The sequence below is a fragment of the Pseudomonas sp. MWU16-30317 genome (assembly GCF_020515695.1).
In the GTDB taxonomy this organism is placed as follows: domain Bacteria; phylum Pseudomonadota; class Gammaproteobacteria; order Pseudomonadales; family Pseudomonadaceae; genus Aquipseudomonas.
The window spans coordinates 217,738-237,047 of record NZ_JAIWJA010000009.1; the positions used below are offsets into that span (position 1 = coordinate 217,738).

General features: G+C 63.8%; 15 protein-coding genes and 4 tRNA genes. 4 read left to right on the forward strand and 15 right to left on the reverse strand.

Annotated elements, in window-relative coordinates; translation table 11 throughout:
- Positions 1 to 363: 363 nt before the first annotated feature.
- The 4 genes from LIX93_RS23310 to LIX93_RS23325 all read left to right on the forward strand — a co-directional run bounded on the left by LIX93_RS23310 (position 364) and on the right by LIX93_RS23325 (position 781).
- Positions 364 to 439: transfer RNA gene (locus tag LIX93_RS23310), tRNA-Asn, on the forward strand.
- Positions 440 to 449: 10 nt separating this feature from the next.
- Positions 450 to 526: transfer RNA gene (locus LIX93_RS23315), tRNA-Pro, on the forward strand.
- 5 nt (positions 527 to 531) lie between these two features.
- A tRNA-Lys gene (locus LIX93_RS23320) sits at positions 532 to 607 on the forward strand.
- Positions 608 to 704: 97 nt separating this feature from the next.
- Positions 705 to 781: transfer RNA gene (locus LIX93_RS23325), tRNA-Pro, on the forward strand.
- Between the two features lie 146 nt (positions 782 to 927).
- Here LIX93_RS23325 and hutC read toward each other — a convergent pair.
- From hutC to LIX93_RS23400, 15 genes are all read right to left on the reverse strand, one after another.
- Positions 928 to 1,662 carry a histidine utilization repressor gene (gene hutC / locus LIX93_RS23330; protein WP_226506423.1) on the reverse strand — a complete coding sequence of 245 codons (735 nt, stop codon included), beginning with the start codon at positions 1,660 to 1,662 and terminating at the stop codon, positions 928 to 930.
- A gap of 94 nt (positions 1,663 to 1,756) precedes the next feature.
- A complete protein-coding gene (locus tag LIX93_RS23335) occupies positions 1,757 to 2,563 on the reverse strand; it encodes an amino acid ABC transporter ATP-binding protein (RefSeq protein ID WP_226506483.1) in 807 nt (268 codons plus the stop codon).
- Positions 2,564 to 2,637: 74 nt separating this feature from the next.
- A complete protein-coding gene (locus LIX93_RS23340) occupies positions 2,638 to 3,309 on the reverse strand; it encodes an amino acid ABC transporter permease (protein ID WP_226506424.1) in 672 nt (223 codons plus the stop codon).
- The gene (locus LIX93_RS23345; protein ID WP_226506425.1) at positions 3,306 to 3,965 is read right to left on the reverse strand and encodes an amino acid ABC transporter permease; all 660 of its coding nucleotides are present in this window, start codon (positions 3,963 to 3,965) and stop codon (positions 3,306 to 3,308) included. The genes LIX93_RS23340 and LIX93_RS23345 overlap by 4 nt, the downstream gene beginning before the upstream one ends.
- A gap of 235 nt (positions 3,966 to 4,200) precedes the next feature.
- Positions 4,201 to 5,046, reverse strand: a complete 846-nt coding sequence (locus tag LIX93_RS23350) for a transporter substrate-binding domain-containing protein (RefSeq protein ID WP_226506426.1) — start codon at positions 5,044 to 5,046, stop codon at positions 4,201 to 4,203.
- Positions 5,047 to 5,255: 209 nt separating this feature from the next.
- A complete protein-coding gene (gene hutH, locus LIX93_RS23355; RefSeq protein ID WP_226506427.1) occupies positions 5,256 to 6,785 on the reverse strand; it encodes a histidine ammonia-lyase in 1,530 nt (509 codons plus the stop codon).
- Positions 6,786 to 7,272: 487 nt separating this feature from the next.
- Complete coding sequence (locus tag LIX93_RS23360; protein ID WP_226506428.1) at positions 7,273 to 8,574, reverse strand: NAD(P)/FAD-dependent oxidoreductase; 1,302 nt, start codon at positions 8,572 to 8,574, stop codon at positions 7,273 to 7,275.
- Between the two features lie 343 nt (positions 8,575 to 8,917).
- Positions 8,918 to 9,547, reverse strand: coding sequence for a DUF1780 domain-containing protein (locus LIX93_RS23365; protein WP_226506429.1), 630 nt, complete (start codon positions 9,545 to 9,547; stop codon positions 8,918 to 8,920).
- Between the two features lie 209 nt (positions 9,548 to 9,756).
- On the reverse strand, positions 9,757 to 10,980 hold the full coding sequence (locus tag LIX93_RS23370) for an acyl-CoA dehydrogenase family protein (protein WP_226506430.1): 1,224 nt from the start codon (positions 10,978 to 10,980) through the stop codon (positions 9,757 to 9,759).
- A gap of 111 nt (positions 10,981 to 11,091) precedes the next feature.
- On the reverse strand, positions 11,092 to 12,468 hold the full coding sequence (locus tag LIX93_RS23375; RefSeq protein ID WP_226506431.1) for an LLM class flavin-dependent oxidoreductase: 1,377 nt from the start codon (positions 12,466 to 12,468) through the stop codon (positions 11,092 to 11,094).
- 15 nt (positions 12,469 to 12,483) lie between these two features.
- Entirely contained in the window at positions 12,484 to 14,205 is a 1,722-nt protein-coding gene (locus LIX93_RS23380) for an ABC transporter ATP-binding protein (protein ID WP_226506432.1), read from the reverse strand.
- Positions 14,202 to 15,062: an ABC transporter permease gene (locus tag LIX93_RS23385; RefSeq protein WP_226506433.1), complete on the reverse strand. Its 861-nt coding sequence runs from the start codon at positions 15,060 to 15,062 to the stop codon at positions 14,202 to 14,204. The genes LIX93_RS23380 and LIX93_RS23385 overlap by 4 nt, the downstream gene beginning before the upstream one ends.
- Before the next feature lie 52 nt (positions 15,063 to 15,114).
- Positions 15,115 to 16,074: an ABC transporter permease gene (locus LIX93_RS23390; protein ID WP_226506434.1), complete on the reverse strand. Its 960-nt coding sequence runs from the start codon at positions 16,072 to 16,074 to the stop codon at positions 15,115 to 15,117.
- Between the two features lie 100 nt (positions 16,075 to 16,174).
- The gene (locus LIX93_RS23395) at positions 16,175 to 17,803 is read right to left on the reverse strand and encodes an ABC transporter substrate-binding protein (protein WP_226506435.1); all 1,629 of its coding nucleotides are present in this window, start codon (positions 17,801 to 17,803) and stop codon (positions 16,175 to 16,177) included.
- Between the two features lie 24 nt (positions 17,804 to 17,827).
- Positions 17,828 to 18,967, reverse strand: coding sequence for an LLM class flavin-dependent oxidoreductase (locus LIX93_RS23400; RefSeq protein WP_226506436.1), 1,140 nt, complete (start codon positions 18,965 to 18,967; stop codon positions 17,828 to 17,830).
- Positions 18,968 to 19,310: the final 343 nt, after the last annotated feature.

The following is a 19,310-nucleotide window of genomic DNA, read 5'->3' on the forward strand; positions in this document are numbered from 1 at the left end:
CCCCTGTGGGAGCGGGCTCTGCCCGCGAAGCTTCAAAGGCTTCGCCGGCAGAGCCTGCTCCCACCGGAACGGCGGTGTAGGCTCAGTTGAATATTTTCCTTTGCATTTTCGCTTCGCTGCTTCTAAAATGCGCCCCGCTGTACGGTCACCTGCAGAAACACCGGCTCTGTCGGAATTCTGAAAAAAGTTGCAAATTCAGTGTCTTGAAAGCGATTTAAGGGTTGACAGAGGTTTTGAAACTTGTAAAATAGCGCGCCTCAGAGGCACTAACGTAGCGATACGGAAGGGTCGAAGAGTTCAAGGCGGTAGTGATACAGCTTTTGAAATTGCAGTAATGAAGTTGCAGTAACTGAAATTGATAGTTCCGTGATAGCTCAGTCGGTAGAGCAAATGACTGTTAATCATTGGGTCCCAGGTTCGAGTCCTGGTCACGGAGCCAAATTTCATATCGGGGTATAGCGCAGTCCGGTAGCGCGCCTGCTTTGGGAGCAGGATGTCAGGAGTTCGAATCCCCTTACCCCGACCATTTTTGGGTCGTTAGCTCAGTTGGTAGAGCAGTTGGCTTTTAACCAATTGGTCGTAGGTTCGAATCCCACACGACCCACCATTTTTGATTCCGGTTCGCTGGGTCAGATCTTAAAAAGTCCTTTGATGTAACAGTTCAAGGCATCAGAAAAGGCGCCTTATGGGTGCCTTTTTTGTACCGGGGTATAGCGCAGTCCGGTAGCGCGCCTGCTTTGGGAGCAGGATGTCAGGAGTTCGAATCCCCTTACCCCGACCATATTCAGCAAAAAGGCGTCCTGCAAAGGACGCCTTTTTTGTTGCGCTTAAAATGTGCTGGCAGTGCCCACGCCTTCGCGGTCTAGCCTTGCTCCCACAGGTGTACATCGAGGGCTCTGTCTGCATTGTGGGAGCAAGGCTTCTGATTCAGCCATCCCGCTGTGCGCCGTTAACGGCCATCCGGCTGCCCAGCCGATACCGCGACGACGGGTGCACCAGGCGCACATAGGTCACCACCTTGCCGCTGTTCCAGGTGCGGCGCATCAGCACCAGGCAGGGCTCCGTAGCCTCCACCTGCAAATGCCGGCTTTCATCGCTGGAAGGATGCGCCGCCTCGACGATGTGTTCCATTTCATCCGGGCTGATCACCTGCAGCAAGTACCGCGCCGGCTGCAGTTGCCCGCCGAACTGCTGTTGCAGGAACTCCGGCACCAGCTCCGGGCTGACGTAGCGGTCTTCGAGCTGCACCGGTACGCCTTCTTCAAGGTGCACGCACACCAGGTGGAACACCGAGGCGCCCGTGGGCAGCGCCAGCGCTGCCGCGACCGTCATCGACGCGGCCTCGCGGGACAGCTGCAGCACCTGGCAATCGTAGCGATGGCCGCGGGCGGTGATCTCGTCGGCGATATTGGTGATTGTCAGCAGATTGGACTTGGGCTTGCTCTCGGCCACAAAGGTGCCGACGCCGGAGACCCGCAGCAGCAGGCCTTCTTCGGTGAGTTCGCGCAGCGCACGGTTGACCGTCATCCGCGACATGCCCAATTCCACCACCAAGCGGTTTTCCGACGGGATCAGGTCGCCGGTCTTCCATTCGCCGGCGCGCAGTTTGCTCTGCACGTAATCCTTGGCCCGTTGGTACAGCGCTTGTGGAGGATTTTTCATCGGCCCGTGTTCCCGGTCATGGCCGCAAGCGCGGCAAAAGGCGTCGCAAGGTACCGCAAATGCGGGGCGCAGGGAACCGCTTCAAGGGACGATCTCATGGTACGGCGGCATCCTTGCCGTCCTGCCAGAACGCATTGCGATCCAGATAATTCTGTAGAAACTGCTGCAGGCGTGGGTGCTCGGCCTGATGGAAAATCTGCTGCGGCGTGCCGCGTGCGACCACCTCACCCTTGTCGAGGAAAATCACCGAGTCGGCGACCTGCGCGGCAAAGCCCATCTCATGGGTGACCACGACCATGGTCATGCCTTCCCTGGCCAGGTCCTTCATCACCTGCAACACTTCGCCGACCAGCTCGGGGTCGAGGGCCGAAGTCGGTTCGTCGAACAGCATGATGTGCGGCTCCATGGCCAGCGCCCGGGCGATTGCCACGCGCTGCTGCTGGCCGCCGGACAACTGCACCGGCCAGGCCGCGGCCTTGTGCGCCAGGCCGACCTTGTCGAGCATCGCCAGAGCGCGCTCGCGGGCTTGCGCCTTGCTCTGTTTGCGCACCTGTTGCAGCGCTTCACAGACGTTACCGAGCACGGTCATGTGTGGCCACAGGTTGAACTGCTGGAACACCATGCCGACGTTCTGGCGCACCTGGTTGATCTTCGATTGCGCCGCCCGTTTGCGCGCGGGGCCCTCGACATCGGCGTTCTGCCAGCCAAGCAGCTGGCCTTCGATATGGATCTGCCCCTCGTCGTACTCCTCGAGGAACGCCATGCTGCGCAGCAGCGTGCTCTTGCCGGAGCCGGAAGGGCCGATCAGGCACACCACTTCGCTGTGATGGATGGTCAGGTCGATGCCCTTGAGCACCCGCAGTGGCCCGAAATGCTTGCCGACGTTGCGCAGCTGCACCATGGCCTTGCGGCTGTCGGGAGCATTGCTGGCGGAGTGCTTGTCGGGCGCCAGCGTAAGGGAAGCGTTGCTTTGATTCATCGAGGTTGCCTCTGCATAAAGCGTCCGACCCGCGTTTCCAGGAGCATGCCCAGGCGCGAGCAGGCTTCGACCAGTATCAGGTAGCCGATGCACAACGCCAGCAGGGTTTCGACGAAGGCGAACGTCTGCGAGCCGATGCCGGTCAGTACCATGGTCAGTTCGGGGATTGTGATGATCGACAGCACGGCGGTTTCCTTGCACAGCACGGTCACCAGATTGACCAGCGCCGGCAGGATGATCACCAGCATCTGCGGCAACTGGATGCGCAGGATGCAGCGCAGTCGGCCGATGCCCAAGCAGTCTGCCGCCTCCAGTTGCCCGCGCGGGATGGACTCGAAGCCGCCCCGAAAGATTTCCGCGAAGTACACGCTGCCATACACCGCCAGGCCGAGAATGCCGGCGGGGATCGGGTCCAGCTCGAGGCCGAACGACGGGCCGCCGTAGTACAGCAGAAACAACTGCACCAGAAACGGCGTGCTGCGGATGATCTCGATGAATACCCGCAGCGGGGCGCGCACCAGGCCGTTACCGAATACCTGGGCCAGGGCAATCAGCAGCCCCAGCAGGAGGCCGAGCACTACGCCGCTGCTCCAGGTGGCAAGGGTCATCAAAAAGCCGTTGCCGATGTCATCCAGATGATCGGTGAGGATGTGCGGATCGAAATTCATGCGCCGCGCTCCTTCAAGCGTTTTTCCAGGCGCCCGCCGGCGTAGGCCAGGGGGATGTTGATCAGGCAGTAGAACGCCGCCAGCATCAGGTAGTCCTGGACGAACATGTAGTCACTGGCGGCGAGATTCTGGGCGGTGCGGGTGAGGTCGGCCAGGCCCACCACCGAGACCAGTGACGAGGCCTTGATCAGCAGGATCATTTCGTTGATCAGGCCCGGGAGGGTCAAGCGTACGGCCTGGGGCACGCGGATGCGCACCAGCATCTGCCGGCTGTTGAGGCCTAGCAGCCCGGCGGCTTCCAACTGCCCGCCGGGGATGGCGAGCAAGCCGCCGCGCAGGATTTCGGCGATATAGGCCGCGCAGCACAGCGCCAGGCTGATGATCGCTGCCGCCATTGGCGACATGTTCGGCAGGCCGGCGCGAGGCAGGAAGTAATAGATGAACAGCAATTGGACCAGCAGCGGGATGCCGCGGAACACGAAGATATAGGCGCCGCCGAGACGTCGCAGAATGGGTTTGGGCGACAGGCGCATGGCTGCCACGCCGATGCCGATGAAAAAGCCGATGAACAGCGCGGCGGCGGACACCTCGGCGGTGGTCCGCAGCGCGCCGAGCAGTAGCGGGAAATTCTGTTGGAGCAGTGGCCAGTCGAACATCGTTTATTCGTCCATCAATGCACGGTACCGGGATCTGTGGCGGTCATTCTGGCCTCTTCGCGAGCAAGCCTTGCTCCCACAGGTGTGCGCACTGGCATTGGCGAACACCTATCAGAGCAAGCTTTGCTTCCACAGTGCGAGCCGGTCCAGCGCCGTACAGTTGTGGGAGCAAGGCTTGCCCGCGAAGAGGCCAGCACGTTCACTCGCATGCCAGCGCCCTGCGCGCACCCAAATATCACCAGCTCGGGGTGAAGTCCGCCTTCGGCACATCCATCTCGGCACCCAGCCACTGTTTCTGCAACGCGGCCAAGCGGCCATCGGCATGCATTTTCAGCAAGGCGGCGTCGAGCGCTGCGATCAGGCTGTCGGCATCGGCGTCCTTGCGACCCAGAAAGGCGAAGTAGGACTTCTTGCCGAACGGTGGCTGCACCACTTTGTACAGATTGCTCTTCTGCGCGGCCACGTAGGAGATGTTCGGCAGCGAGTTGGCCACCGCCGACAGGCGATGGGCCGCGAGGTCGGCGTACGCCTGGTTGTTGTCGACGTATTCGCGGATGGTGACCTTCTCCGGCAGCGTCGCCGCATAGGCCTTGAGCTCTTCAAGCTGCGCCGAGCCCTTGCCGGCACCGACCGTTTTGCCGGCGATATCGGCAGGTTTGGTCAGCTTGTCATCCTTGGCGCCGGCCATCAGCGATACCGTGGCCTCGGCGATCGGCAGCATGAAGTGGTAGCGCTCCTGGCGCGCCTTGGTCTCGATGATCGGCCCGGCGACCACGTCGAATTTTTTCGCCTCAAGACCTGGCAGCACGCTAGGCCATGGCAGGTCGATGAACTTGACCTTGACCCCCAATTCCTTGCCCAGCTCGGCAAAGAGTGCCTTGTTGAGGCCGTCCTGCTCGCCCTTGGTAAGAAAGTCGAACGGCGCAAACTGCATCTCGGTACCGACCACCAACTCGCCGGCCTGTTTCACGTCGGCCAATTGATCGGCCTGCGCTGCCATGGAGCCCATTGCCATCGCCATGGCCAGACACAGGCCGCCTGCGGTTTTGCTGAACTTGCTGTACTGGGAATCGAGTTGCATGGATCACTCCTTCATCAGACGGTCAGTCGTGTGGCGTTCGAGATGGATGAGTGCCTGCAGTTCGCGTGCCATACCGGTATATACAAGTGGTGTGCGGGGCGCGGATCGGTCAGCGGGCCAGGGGTGATCAGGAATGAGTCACCAGCTAAACGGCTAGCACCGTTTCAGGTCATTCCCCCGCTCTCACAGGGGATGGCGTATGGCCGCTCTTAGTCATACAAACGAGCGAATGCCAGCCATTGCGCAAACTTGCCATCCTCTACCCAGGCCCGAGCTGCCGCGATATCCGGGGCGAAATAACGGTCTTCATCGTAATGCGCGACATCAGCGCGAATCATCGCCAACACCTCTACCAAAATCGGCGAGGTTTTCAGCGGTGCATGCAGATCGACACCCTGAGCCGCGCCGAGCAACTCGATGGCCACCACCGCGCTGCTGTTGCCGGCCATGTCCAGCAGGCGGCGGGCGGCGAAGGTCGCCATCGACACGTGGTCTTCCTGGTTGGCCGAGGTCGGCAGGCTGTCGATCGATGCGGGGTGGGCGAGGGTCTTGTTCTCCGAGGCGAGTGCGGCGGCGGTCACCTGGGCGATCATGAATCCGGAGTTGAGGCCGCCTTCCAGCACCAGAAACGCCGGCAGGCCGGACAGGGCCGGGTCCACCAGTTGGGCGATGCGCCGTTCCGACAGCGCGCCGATTTCCGAGATAGCCAAGGCCAGCACGTCAGAGGCCATGGCCACCGGTTCGGCGTGGAAGTTGCCGCCCGACAGCACGTCACCGTCGGCACTGAACACCAGTGGGTTGTCCGATACCGCGTTGGCTTCACGCAGGAACACCCCGGCGGCAAAGCGCAGGTGGTCCAGGCAGGCGCCCATCACCTGTGGCTGGCAACGCAGCGAGTACGGGTCTTGTACGCGGGCGCAGTTGACGTGGGATTCGCTGATCTCGCTGGTGGCCAGCAACTCGCGGTAAAAGGCCGCCACGGCGATCTGCCCCGGTTGACCGCGCACTGCCTGAATACGTGGGTCGAATGGCACGCGCGAGCCCTTGAGCGCCTCGACGCTGAGGCTGCCGGCGACCACGGCGGCGCTGAACAGTTTTTCCGTGGCGAACAGGCCGCGCAATGCCAGCGCGGTGGACACCTGAGTGCCGTTGATCAGCGCCAGGCCTTCTTTCGGCCCCAGCTCCATCGGCTCCAGGCCGGCCAGCGCCAAGCCTTCGACCGCATCCATCTCGCGACCCTGATGACGCACGCGGCCGACGCCGATCAGCACCGCCGACATATGCGCCAGCGGGGCCAGGTCGCCGGAAGCGCCCACCGAACCTTGCGACGGAATGCATGGGAACACCTTGTGTGTGTACAGCGCGTTCAACGCTTCGATCAGCTCCCAGCGTACCCCCGAGAAACCTCGGGCCAAGGACGCGACCTTGAGCGCCATGATCAGGCCGACACTGGCATCATCCAGCAGTGGCCCGGTGCCGGTGCAGTGGGACAGCAGCAGATTGCGCTGCAGTTTGGCCAGCGACTGGTCCGGGATCGACGTGCGTGCCAGCAGCCCGAAGCCGGTGTTGATGCCGTACACGGTGCGTTTGTTTTCGATGATCTGCGTCACGGTGCGCGCCGCCTCGTCCACCACCGTGCGCGCGGCCGGATCGAGGCTGAAGTCGACCTGCTGCTGGTAGATAGCACGCAATTGGTCGAGGTCGAAGTGGCCGGGCTGGATGACGAGGGGCGCTGGCATGGCGATGTCCTGGATGAGGTGAAAAGAGGTGGCTATCTAAACCTGTATATACAGGTAAGGCAAGATGCAGGCCAGAAATCTTTCTCACTAGCCTAGACCAGGCAAGGCGGGGGCAAGGCGGGATACGGACGGAGTGTCAAAGGGGAAGGATGTCACCGAAAGTTGCACCGTGGCGGTACCTGACGCACCGCAGCAGTGCCCGAGTAACGTGCAACCTGTGGAAGCGGCCGCTGTCCGCGAATGGGCCAGCAGGGTAACGGAGCATTGTTCGAAGGGATTTTAGCTGTGTGGTGCCTACTCCGACGCGTCTCTGGCTGCGCCCAGGCCCACGCTGACTGCAGTCGGCTCAGGATCCTCGCTGTATATACCGGTAACCACCCCCTCTAAAGTGAGCGGGCTTGCCCCCGATACGGAGTGTCAGACACGAATGCGTAATCTGATACACCGCGATCGCAGGCAAGCCGCCTCGCTACAGGGGCAGACGATATCAGTGCAGTTTGAGCCGTGGCTCGGTCCCGCGGCCGATCCGGCTACCGAGCATCAACATGGCCGTGCGGAATATCCCGAACAGCGCCATCTGGTGCATGCGGTAAAGCGACACATAGAACATCCGCGCCAACCAGCCTTCGAGCATCACGCTGCCGGTCAGGTTGCCCATCAAGTTGCCCACCGCCGAGAAGCGCGACAGCGAGATCAGCGAGCCGTAATCCTTGTAGGTGAATTCCGGCAGGCTGCTGCCACCCTCGATGCGCAGCTTCAGCGACTTCACCAGCATCGACGACTGCTGGTGCGCGGCCTGGGCACGCGGCGGTACGTTGCGGTCGGTGCCGGCTTGCGGGCAGGCGGCGCAGTCACCGAAGGCGAAGATATTCTCGTCGCGGGTGGTCTGCAGGGTCGGCAGCACCTGCAGTTGGTTGATGCGGTTGGTCTCCAGGCCGTCGATGTCCTTGAGAAAGCCCGGCGCGCGGATGCCCGCCGCCCAGACTTTCAACGCCGCGGGGATTTCCTTGCCGTCGGCGGTGCGCAGGCCATCGGCCGTCACCTCGCTCACGGACGCGCCAGTCAGGACCGTCACGCCGAGTTTTTCCAGGGTCTTGTGCACCGGCGCGCCGATACGCTCCGGCAACGCTGGCAATACCCGTGGGCTGGCTTCGATCAGGGTGATGTGCATGTTCTCGGGCTTGATCCGCCCCAGGCCATAGGCCGCCAGTTCCTGGGCGGCGTTATGCAACTCGGCGGCCAGCTCGACCCCCGTAGCACCGGCGCCGACGATGGCGACGCTGATCGAGGCGATCTGATCCTCGTCACCGGCGTGGGCGCGCAGGTAGTGGTTGAGCAACTGCTGGTGAAAGCGCTCGGCCTGCTTGCGGGTGTCGAGGAACAGGCAGTGCTCGGCCGCGCCCAGGGTGCCGAAGTCGTTGGTGGTGCTGCCAACGGCCATGACCAGGGTGTCGTAGTTCAGCGAGCGCGCGGGCACCAGTTCGGCGCCATTCTCGTCGAGGGTGGCTTCGAGGTGAATGCGCTTGGCGGCGCGATCGAGCCCGCCCATGCGGCCCATCTGGAAGGTGAAGTGGTTCCACTTGGCCTGGGCGACATAGTTGAGCTCGTCTTCAGACGAGTTCAAGGAGCCGGCCGCGACTTCGTGCAGCAGCGGTTTCCAGATGTGCGTGAGGTTGGCATCCACCAGCACGACGCTGGCCTTGCCCTTCTTGCCCAGGCTGTTACCCAGGCGGGTCGCCAGTTCCAGGCCGCCGGCGCCGCCGCCGACAATCACGATACGATGAGTCATAGGGATATCTCATAAGGTTTACGGAATTCGGCCGAGTCCCCTGGGCGAGCGCGAAGCAGCTCACAGCGCCAGGGAGATCGGGGCAGGCTTGGCTGCGACCGGCCGGACCACAACGACGATCGCCCGGGGCAGGAGCATAGGCTCGACTGCTGGCACAGGGCTGATCATCGGGGTTCAGGCGGCGGGTCATGCGGGCCTCGGGGGTAGACGTTTGTGACTGCGCGAATGTTACACGGTTCAATGCTGGGGAGCGTATACCCTGTGGCGACGGGGGTGGCTGCCTGACCACAGGGTCGGCTTTGAAACTTTGTACCACTGCTGTAGATCCTCGGCAATCAATGCCTCAAAGGCTGATCCCCACATCGAAGACGATGCTGCGCCCTAAGTTGTTGCGCAAGAAATCCGGCGCATCCGGATGGGCGAACAGCACCCGCGCGAAGGTCGGCCCCACTAGCGACAGCGAACGCCAGCCCTGACGCAGGTATTCGGTCGGCGGCGGGAAATGGCTGTTGAGGTCGAGCACTTCGCGCTTGAGGCTGGTGAAGGCGATGATGTCCAGCTCGCCCAGGTCGATATCGCGCTCCTGGTAGTTGTGCGCCTTCTTGCGCAAGGTCGGCCCCAGGCGCTGCAGCAACTCCGGGGCGCGAATACGCTTGGGCCGGGCCTCGCGGCGCACCAGCTGGCTGAGGGAAAAGGCACTGCGGCGGCGTTGCAGTTCTTCGCGCCATTCGTCATTGAGGCGCCGGCCTTCGTCGAGCACGAAGAACACCTCGAAGCACGCCTCGCGAAACAGCACGTCCGGCGGCTCCTGGCCGGCGGGCACGAACTCTTCGGTACGGTAAGGAATGTTCAGCCCTTGCAGCAGGCGCTCGCAGACCCAACGCTCGCGCTCCCATTTGCGGGCATTGGACAGGAACGCATTGGCTTGTTCGGCCTGGTTGGTCAGCAGGCGCAGGTAATCTGAGTCATCCATGAGCTCAAGCTTAGCGCTCAAATGTGACGGTGAAGAATAAAAACTCGGGGTGTTGCGTTGTGCTTACAGGCCTCTTCGCCGCCGAACGCACCCCCCTTGCTCCCACAGTGTTGGCGGATCTGGAGTCGTACACCTATGGGAGCAAAGGGGCGCATTCGGCGGCGAAGAGGTCGGTAGCATCAAAGCCATTCCCGACCTGAACCTGAACTTCAAGCAATCCCGATCTTCCACTGCGCCGGCGGCGGGGTGCCGTTGACGGCGAAGTCGCCGACGATGCGGTCCTTGTAGATTCGCGGGTTGTGCGACGCCAGGGTCCGGGCGTTGCGCCAGAAGCGATCCAGCCCATGGGGGCGCAGGGTCGCCGAGGCGCTGAGGGCGTCGAACAGCCGCGAGCTGGCGTCGATGATCAGGTCGCTGACGATGGTCTGCGCCTGGGCGACTTCCAGTTCGGCGATATTCACCGCATGAGTCAGGGCGGCGGTGTCGTCCTGCTGGCTGGCCTCGTATGCGCGCTGCAGCGCCTCGGCGTTTTTCAACACGATGGCGCCGGCGCTGTACGCCGCCGCGCGCACGCTGCCGACCACTTGCAATACCTGCGGATCCTGCGCCACCCGTGGCGCGTTGCCGTGGCTGAAACTGCGCGTGCGTTGCCCCACCGCCGCGGCCAGTTCACCGCTCAACGCGCGGCCGATACCGGCGAGGTTGGCGAGGTGGAAGATCTGGTAAAAAGCCGGTGAATACTGGAAGCGCTCTTCGTTACTGACGATATGACGCGGGTCGACCGCAACGCTGCGCAGGTGCGTGGTGCCGCTGGCGGTGAGGGTCTGGCCGAAGCCATCCCAGTCGTCGATCACCTCAACGCCCGGGTCATCGCGCCGCACGGTGACGAACATGCGCTTGCCCTCGTAGTCGCTGACGGTCACATCGAGCCAATCGCTGTACAGGCAGCCGGTGGTGTAGAACTTGCTGCCGTCGATGCGCCATTGTTCGCCATCCAGATACAGCCGCGAGTTGTGTTGCGCCTGGGCCGCCTGGCCGATTTCACCGGTGGCCGGGCCCACCGTTTCGCCGCGGGCGATGCGCTCCAGCCACAGCTGCTGGCGCGCCGGGTCGCGGCTGTTGAGGACGTTTTCGGTAAAGCCGAAATGGCCACGCAGGGCCTGCACCAGGTTGGAGTCGGCTTCGCCCAGTTCGATGAGCAGGTTGGTCAACTCGGTCAGGCTGGCGCCCGCGCCGCCATAGGCCACCGGCACGCGCACGGCGGTGAAGCCCGAGGCTTTGAGCTGTTGCAGTTCTTCCACGGGCAAGCGCCGCTGCCGTTCACGGTCGATGGCGCCTTCGCGTAACTGCGCGAACAGCGGCCGGAAGCGTGCGGCGAGTTGTTCGTATCCGGGGGTAGGGCCTGCGCCCCATGCTGCGTCGATTTGGGTCATGGTGGGTCTCTCTGAATTTGCAGTGGCCATACCGGCCTCTTTGAGTCGTACACCTGTGGGAGCAAGGCTTGCCCGCGCATAGGCCGGTATGGCCAATAAAAAAGGTGGCGGTCAGATCGCGATCGACCATTCCTGCAGTTGAACCTGCGCCGGGTGCTGCGGATACGGCAGCCCAAGCCGCTCACGCAATGTCTTGCCCTGCGGCCCCTCCACCGGCACCAAACCGCGGCGGCGCAACTCCGGCAGGATCAGCGCAATAAAATCATCCAGCCCCTCCGGATAGGTCGGCGGCAAAATATTGAAACCATCAGCGCCGCGGCCTTCGAACCAACTCTGCAATTGATCCACTACCTCGGTCGGCGAGCCCACCAGCGTCCAGTGCCCGCGCGCGCCGGAGAGCTTGAGATACAGCTCGCGAATGCTCAGGCCTTCGGCGGCCAGTTTTTGAATCAACAGCTGGCGGCTTTTCGAGGCGTTGGTAACGGGCAGCTCCTTGGGCAGCGGGCCGTCCAGCGGCAGTTGCGAGAGGTCGACGCCGCCCAGCAGGCTCGACAGCAGCGCCAGACCCACTTGTGGATGCACCAGGTCCTGCAGGCGCTGGTGCTTGGCGTGGGCCTCGGCCGAGGTCGGCGCAGTGAAAATCGTCACCCCCGGCAGAATCTTGATGTGCTCGGGGTCGCGGCCCAAAGCGGCGGCCTGGGATTTGACGTCACTATAGAACTCCTGAGCATCTTCCAGCGATTGATGCGCGGCGAAGATCGCTTCGGCGGTAGCAGCCGCCAGCGCGCGGCCATCCTCCGAGGCCCCGGCCTGTACCAGCACCGGCTTGCCCTGCGGCGAGCGCAACACGTTCAGTGGCCCGCGCACATTGAAATGCTCGCCCTCATGATGGGCGAAGTGCAGTTTGTTGCGGTCGATGAACACCCCGCTGGCCTTGTCGAGCAACAACGCGTCGTCTTCCCAGCTGTCCCACAGCTTGCTCACTACGTCGTGGAATTCCCGCGCGCGGCTGTAGCGATCGGCATGGGCGGCCTGTTGGCGCTGGCTGGCGCCGCCGAAGTTCTTGGCGGCTTCCGGGTCGCTGCTGGTCACCAGGTTCCAGCCGATACGCCCGCCGCTGATCTGGTCCAGCGAGGCGAACTGGCGGGCCAGGTTGTAGGGTTCGCTGTAGCTGGTGCTGGCGGTCGCGATCAGGCCGATCTTTGAGGTCACGGCAGCCAGCGCGCCGAGCAAGGTCAGCGGTTCGAAACTCAGGCTCGGGGCGATGACGCGGTCGAAGGTCGGCGCATCGATGCCGCGGATCGACACGCTGTCGGCGAGGAACAGCGTGTCGAAGCCCGCCGCCTCGGCCTTGCGCGCCAGGTCGACATAGTGGTCCAGACGAATGCCGGCGTCGGCCTGCGAACCACTGTCGCGCCAGGCCGCCAGGTGGTGCCCGGTGGCGCGCAAGAAGAGGCCGAGCTTGAGCGTGTCTTTACGTTGGGTCATGAAAAGGCTCCTTGGTTAGCAGGCCACAGCGAACGGCAAGCGCTGCTGGGCCAGTGGCAGTGGGCTTTGAATCAATGCAGGCACCCGCGCGCCGGGGATCGCCGCCAGCAAGCGTCGGCTGTACGCATGCTGAGGGTTCTCCCACAGGCTGTGGGGCGTGGCCTGTTCAACGATGCGTCCGTCATGCATGACCAGCACTCGGTCAGCGAAATAGCGCACCACGGACAGGTCGTGGGAAATGAACAGATAGGACAGGTCGAAGGCCTCGCGCAGCTCCACCAGCAGGTTGAGGATCTGCGCCTGGGTCGACACGTCGAGCGCCGACACCGGCTCGTCGCAGATCACCAGCCGCGGCCTGACGATCAACGCCCGCGCGATACCGATGCGCTGGCGCTGGCCGCCGGAAAACTGATGGGGCAGGCGGTTCAGGCTGCTGCGCGGCAAGCCCACGGCGTCGAGGATCGATTCGCGCGCGCGTTGCCGCTGGCGGGCATCGTCCTGGCCGTGCAGGCGCTGCACGCGGTCGAGCAGGGTCTCGACGCTGTGGCGTGGGTTGAGCGCCGCGTAGGGGTCTTGAAAGACCATCTGCAACTGGCTGCGCCATTGGCGTTGTTCCACCCTGTCGAGGGTGGCGATGTCACGTCCGGCGAACTCGATATGGCCTTCGCGCGGCGCCAGCAGACCGAGCAGTGCACGGCTCAAGGTCGACTTGCCGCACCCAGACTCGCCCACTAGCCCGACTGTCTCGCGCGCGCCGATGCGAAACGACAGCTGGCTGAGCACATCGCGCTGGCCATAGGCGAAGCTCAGGTTGTCGGCGCGCAACAGCGCCGTGCTCTGCGCGGGCGTTGCCTGTGGCGTCTTGCCGGGCGCGTGCAAGGTGCTGCTGATGGTGTAGCTGTTGGGCTGCCCGGCACGGCGGGTGACCTGGATCTCGGCCAGGCGATTGTGCCGGTAATGCTGGTCGTGATCGCGGTCCAGCGAGGCGTTGAGCAGGCCGTGGGTGTAGGGGTGCGCCGGGCTGCGGAACAGCTCGGCAGTCGGTCGGTGCTCCAGCGCGACGCCATCGTGCATGATGATCACCCGGTCGGCCTGCTGCTTGACCACGCCCAGGTCGTGGGTGATCAACAGCAGGCCCATGCGCAACTCGCGGCGCAGGCGGTCGAGCAATTCGAGGATCTGCGCCTGCACGCACACGTCCAGCGCGGTGGTCGGCTCGTCGGCGATGAGCAATCGTGGTTCGCAGGCGATGGCCATGGCGATCATCACCCGTTGCCGCTGGCCGCCCGACAAATGCTGCGGGTACTCGCGCAAGTGCGCGGCGGGGCGCGGCAACTGCACCAGCCCGAACAGTTCCTCGGCGCGCTGCCAGGCCTGACGGCGAGTCAGGTTCGTGTGGGTGAGCAGGGTTTCGGTCAATTGCTCGCCAAGGGTGAGCACCGGGTTGAGGCTCGACAGCGGCTCTTGAAAGACCATGGCCAGGTCCTTGCCCTGCACCTGGCGCAATTGCCGAGGCGACAGGCGCAGCAGGTCGCGGCCTTCGAACAGCACCTCGCCGCTCAGTTGCGCGTTGCCCGGCAACAGCCCCATCAACGCCAGCGCGGTGGTGGACTTGCCGCAGCCCGATTCCCCCACCAGCGCCAAGGTTTCGCCTGCTGCGAGGCTGAAATCCAGGCCCTGCACCGCTTCGACACCTTGATATCCCACGCGCAGCCCGCGTACTTCGAGCAGGCTCATGGGATGTACCGGCGCAGGCGCGGGTTGAGGGCATCGTTGAGGCCGTCGCCGAGCATGTTGAAGGCCAGTACCACGAGGATGATCGCCAAGCCCGGCAGCGCAGTGAGGTACCAGGCGCTGGCGATCTGCTCGCGGCCGGCGCCGATCATGCCGCCCCAACTCGGCCGGTTGGGGTCGCTCATGCCGAGAAACGCCAGGCCGGCTTCGATGAGGATCGCCGAGGCCACCAGGATCGAGGTGGTGACGATCAGCGGCGCCAAGGCGTTGGGCAGAATCTCGTCAAGGATGATGGTGCGCGTACTGAAGCCCTGAGCACGCGCCGCCGTGACGAAATCGGCTTCGCGCAGGGTGCGAAATTCGGCGCGGATCAGCCGGGCGATGGTCGGCCACGACGAGATGCCGATCGCCAGGGCGATGATATTCACCGTGGGGTTGCCGATGGCGACGATGACGATCACCAGCAAGAATGACGGCACCGTCTGGAACACTTCGGTGATGCGCATCAGCACGTCCCCGAGGCGACCGCCGTGGTAGCCGGCGATAGCCCCGACGAACACGCCGATGATCACGCTCAGCAAGGTCCCGGATACCGCGATCAGCAACGAGGCCCGCGCGCCATAGGCGATACCCGCCGCCACGTTGCGGCCCAGGGAATCGGTGCCCAGTGGATAGGCCGGATCGGCGCCGGGCCACAGCAGCGGCTCGGCGACCATGTCCGAGGGATCACCGGGGAAGAAGTAGCTCGCGCTCAGCGCCATGGCCAGCATCGCCAGCAGCACCCCGGCGCCGATCAACGCCGCCGGGCTGCGCCGCAAGGCGGCCCAGAGGCTTTCGCTATGGCCTGTAGTCATCGACATTGCGCACTCACTCATCAAATTGTCCGGTTACCTGTAGCGCGGGGGGCTGCGTTTATTGCACCTGGATACGCGGGTCGAGCCAGGCTTGCAGCAGGTCCATGGCGACGTTGACCACCACCACCAGCATCGACGACAGCAGCAGAATCCCCAGCAGCAGGTTGTAGTCGCGCGACAGCACCGCATCGAGGGTCAAGCGCCCCAGCCCGGGCCAGCCGAACAGCGTCTCGGTGACCGCGGCGCCGCCCAGCAGCGCGGCGAAATGCAGGCCCGCCAAGGTGGTCACCGGCAGCAGCGCATTGCGCAGTACATGGCGCACGGCGATGCGGGTGGGAGGCAGACCCTTGGCGCGGGCGGTACGGACGAAATCCTGACGCTGCACCTCGAGCATCGATGCGCGAGTCAGGCGTGCATACAGCGCGATGTAGAAGGTCGCCAGGGTGAGGATCGGCAAGATCGCGTGCTTGAAGCGGTCGAACAGCCAGGCGCTGCCGTGCAGGTCCAGCCCGAGGGTTTCGATACCGTCGCTGGGCAGCCAGCCCAGCGTCACCGAGAACAGCACCACGGCCATCAAACCGATCCAGAAACCCGGCGTCGAATACAGCAGCAATACCGTCAGCGACAACAATCGATCGGGCCAACGCCCGACGCGGCTGGCCATGATCACCCCGGCGCTGATCCCAATCGCCAAGGCCAACGCCAGGGCGCCGACCATCAGCAACAAGGTGTTGGGCAAGCGCTCGGCGATCAACTGGCCTACTGGCAGGTTGAAGCGCGGCGACACCCCCAGGTCCAGGTGCACCAGATGATTGAGGTAAGCGAGCAACTGCTGCCACAAGCTCAAGTCCAGGCCGAAGTGGCTGCGCCATTGCGCCAAGGTCGCCTCGGTGGCGCCGCCAGACTCGCTGGCGAGCACGTCCACCGCGTCGCCGGGAATCAAGCGCAGCAGCAAAAAGTTAAGCACCAGAATGCCCAACACCGTGGGTATCGCCTGCCACACAGTGCGCCGCGCCAACCTGAGAATCCGCCGCGCCTGCCCTCGATTACCACGCTGCGCAGTCTCGGGCCCCGATGGCGCCTGTGGGAGCGGGCTCTGCCCGCGAAGCTCCAAAAGCTCACCCATTGGCCAGCGCCGTATTACTCAACTGTACCAACGCCAGGCTGCCATCCAGCCCGTTGCCATCCCCCTCGAAACCCGACACCCGAGCGTTGTAAACAGTCACCTGCTGCTGCATCACCAAGGTCAGCGACGGCACTTCCTCGATAACGATCTTCTGGAACGCCTTGAACAACTCGCCGCGCTTCTGCTCGTCGGTCTCCACCGCAGCGGCCTCCAGCAAACGGTCCACTTCGGGATTGTTGTAGTGAGTGCCGTTGGAGAAGGGCAGGCCCTTGCGGAAGTTCTTCGACCAGAACAACCGCTGCACGCCCACCGTCGGGTCGAACATGGTGCCCATGCCGACCACAGCGAAATCGAAATCGCGGTCGGTGTAGATACGCTTGGTGTAGGTGGGAAAATCCTGCGAGCGCAGTTGCACGTCGATGCCGATGCGTGACAGGGCCGTGCGGATATAGGCCGCCGTGCGGGCATAGCTGTCGCCATAGGGCAGCGGATCGAGGGTCAGGCTGAAGCGCGAAGTGCCCTTTTTCGGCAGATTGGCCCCATCCAGTAGGGCGTTGGCCTTGGCGATGTCGAATGGGTACGGGTCCGGCCCGGTGTATACGTACTGCGGGAAATTCTTGGGAATCGGCGACACGCTGACATCGGCATAGCCGTAATACACCACTTTCTTGATCACCTCGCGGTCGATGGCGTGAGCGATGGCCTGACGCACTTCGAGGCGCGACAGCAGCGGGTTGTCGAGGTTGAACTCGAGCATGGTCGGCGTGATGCTGTAGTTGTAGCCGCGGGTGGTGAACTTCAGCTTGCCGGACGCGGTGATACGCGCCAGGTCGCTCAGCGGCACCGGGCTTTGCCCGCCGGCGTCGAGGCTGCCGTTTTCGAAGGCAGCCAGGCGCGAGGCCGAATCCGGCACCACTTTCAGGTACAGGGTATCGACGCCCGGTGGGTTGGCGCCCCAGTAATCGGCGTTGCGCTCGAACTCGATGTAGCTGCCGCGCTGCCACTGCTTGAAACGATACGGGCCGGTGCCGATGGGCGCGTTGTTGTGCGGGTTGCTCAGCGGGTCGCCCGAATCGTAAAGATGCTTGGGCAGGATCGGCGTTTCACCACCGGCGAAGGCGCGGATCAGGTACGGCGCCGGTTTGGCAAGGCGCACGATGGCGGTATGTTCGTCCGGCGTTTCCACCGTGGTCAGGTTGGCGAAGGTGCTGCCGCCGCGGGGGTGATAGCGCTTGATGAGGTCCAGCGAGAAGGCCACGTCGGCCGAGGTGAACGGCTGGCCGTCATGCCATTTGACCCCCTGGCGCAGATCGAAGTGATAGCTCAGGCCATCGTCGGCGACCTTCCAGGCCACCGCCAGCCCCGGCTGCGGCGCCAGTTGTTCGTTGTAGCTGAGCAAGCCTTCGAGGACCTTGCTGCTGGCGGTGATAGTGGTGCCCGCCGTGGTGTTGAACGAGCTCAGCGACGGCGGCTCGGGATTGACCAGCAGGTTGAAGATCCGCTTGCCGCTCGCCGCCTCGGCAGTGGCGGCGGCGAGGGCGCTGGGCAGGAACGGCACGCTGGCACCGAGCAAGGGGAGAGCGGACAGCCCAGCGATAAATTGACGACGAGAAAAGGCCATGCACAGTCATCCTTGGAGAGTTGATCAGTGGCGCAGACCGGCCTGGTACAGCAGCGGCAAGACGCGCGCGCCGAACTGCTCCAGATCAGGGGCAAAATCGAAGAAGCTCAGTTGGATGCCATCGATGCCGGCTTGCCTGAGGCGGATGATGTCGCGCACCACCGTCTCGGGGCTGCCCACCAGCTGGATGTTGCCGCCCACGTAACGGTGCGCCGCCTGATGGCCACGCCAGGCATGGGCATCGCTGGCCTCGCGGGCATGGCCTTCGAGGGTGCCGGGGTCGCCGGCGGCGGTGATCGCGGCGTGCACTTCCCAGGCTTCGGCGTCGGTGTCGCGGCAGATCACCAGCGGGTTGATGAGGGTCCGCACTTCGCGGCCGTAGCCCTTGGCGGCCTGTTTGATGCGCTGCAGGTGGTCGGGCAGCTTGGCCAGCGCGTCTTCGATCTCGGCGCTGCCGGGGCTGGTGGTAAAGATGATGTCCGAGTGCCGCGCAGCGAAATCGATGCCGGCCGTGGAGCCGGTGGCATTGACGAGCACGGGCCGGCCGAAGCGCGGCTTGACGCTGCTGTAGGCTTCTTCGAGGCGGTAATAGTCGCCGTTGAAATCGAGGTTCTCGGTGCCGGTCCAGAGTTGCTGGACCACGCGAATGAATTCATCGGCCTGGTGGTAGCGCTGGTCGTGCTCGATGGGTTCCTGACCGAAGCGGCGGTGCTCGCGATGGCGGTGGCCGGTTACCAGGTTGAGGCCCCAGCGGCCGTTGCTGATGTGGTCCAGAGTGGCGCCGAACTTGGCCAGGTGCAGCGGGTGCCAGGGGCCGTAGAGCACGTGCAGGGTCGAGATCAGCAGGATGCGCTCGGTCACCGAGGCCAGCGCCGCCTGGGTGATGAAGGCGTCCAGCGACTCGTCGTGGTAACGGATCTCGCCGCCATAGCCGCCTTTGCCCAGCCATTCGGCCAAGGCGAACACCAGGTCGAAGCCCAGGGCCTCGGCGCGCAGGGTCAGCTGCTTGTTGTACTCGAAACGCCAGTCGGTGCTGCGGGGCAGGGCCGAGGCACTCCAGCCGCCGGATTGCACCGGCAGGAACAAACCGAGCATCAAGGGTTGAGCGAAAGCGCGGGAGACTGGGCTGTCGGGAAAATCCAGGGGCGAGGGCAACAAAGGCAAAGGGCACACTCCGACGTTCACGTTCGTCAGAGGGTGATTGCAACGGCTGTGCCGCTACCTTGGGATCGGTTGCAGGGTGTTGAAATAGCTAGGGATTTTATGGGGGCGGGGGTAGGCGGACAGGGGGGGGCGGTGTTGGCTGCCGTGCTTATTGTTCTGCAAGTGTTGGAAACCCAACAGTTGCTGTTGGTTGATGGTGTTCTCACGGGCCCCTTAGCGGGCGAGCCTTGCTCCCACAGAGTTGACGGACCTGAGTCGTACACCTGTGGGAGCAAGGCTTGCCCGCGAAGAGGCCCTCAACCCCCACCCAAAAATCAATGCTCGCGCGGCGGCGAAACGCAAC

Coding starts and splice junctions, on each gene's coding strand:
- LIX93_RS23380 (WP_226506432.1), bottom strand. CDS start 14,205: ATGAGCCTGCTCGAAGTACGCGGGCTGCGCGTGGGATATCAAGGTGTC.
- LIX93_RS23360 (WP_226506428.1), bottom strand. CDS start 8,574: ATGACTCATCGTATCGTGATTGTCGGCGGCGGCGCCGGCGGCCTGGAA.
- hutH (WP_226506427.1), bottom strand. CDS start 6,785: ATGCCAGCGCCCCTCGTCATCCAGCCCGGCCACTTCGACCTCGACCAA.
- hutC (WP_226506423.1), bottom strand. CDS start 1,662: ATGAAAAATCCTCCACAAGCGCTGTACCAACGGGCCAAGGATTACGTG.
- LIX93_RS23335 (WP_226506483.1), bottom strand. CDS start 2,563: ATGGTGCAGCTGCGCAACGTCGGCAAGCATTTCGGGCCACTGCGGGTG.
- LIX93_RS23385 (WP_226506433.1), bottom strand. CDS start 15,062: ATGTCGATGACTACAGGCCATAGCGAAAGCCTCTGGGCCGCCTTGCGG.
- LIX93_RS23375 (WP_226506431.1), bottom strand. CDS start 12,468: ATGACCCAACGTAAAGACACGCTCAAGCTCGGCCTCTTCTTGCGCGCC.
- LIX93_RS23365 (WP_226506429.1), bottom strand. CDS start 9,547: ATGGATGACTCAGATTACCTGCGCCTGCTGACCAACCAGGCCGAACAA.
- LIX93_RS23340 (WP_226506424.1), bottom strand. CDS start 3,309: ATGAATTTCGATCCGCACATCCTCACCGATCATCTGGATGACATCGGC.
- LIX93_RS23345 (WP_226506425.1), bottom strand. CDS start 3,965: ATGTTCGACTGGCCACTGCTCCAACAGAATTTCCCGCTACTGCTCGGC.
- LIX93_RS23370 (WP_226506430.1), bottom strand. CDS start 10,980: ATGACCCAAATCGACGCAGCATGGGGCGCAGGCCCTACCCCCGGATAC.
- LIX93_RS23395 (WP_226506435.1), bottom strand. CDS start 17,803: ATGGCCTTTTCTCGTCGTCAATTTATCGCTGGGCTGTCCGCTCTCCCC.
- LIX93_RS23350 (WP_226506426.1), bottom strand. CDS start 5,046: ATGCAACTCGATTCCCAGTACAGCAAGTTCAGCAAAACCGCAGGCGGC.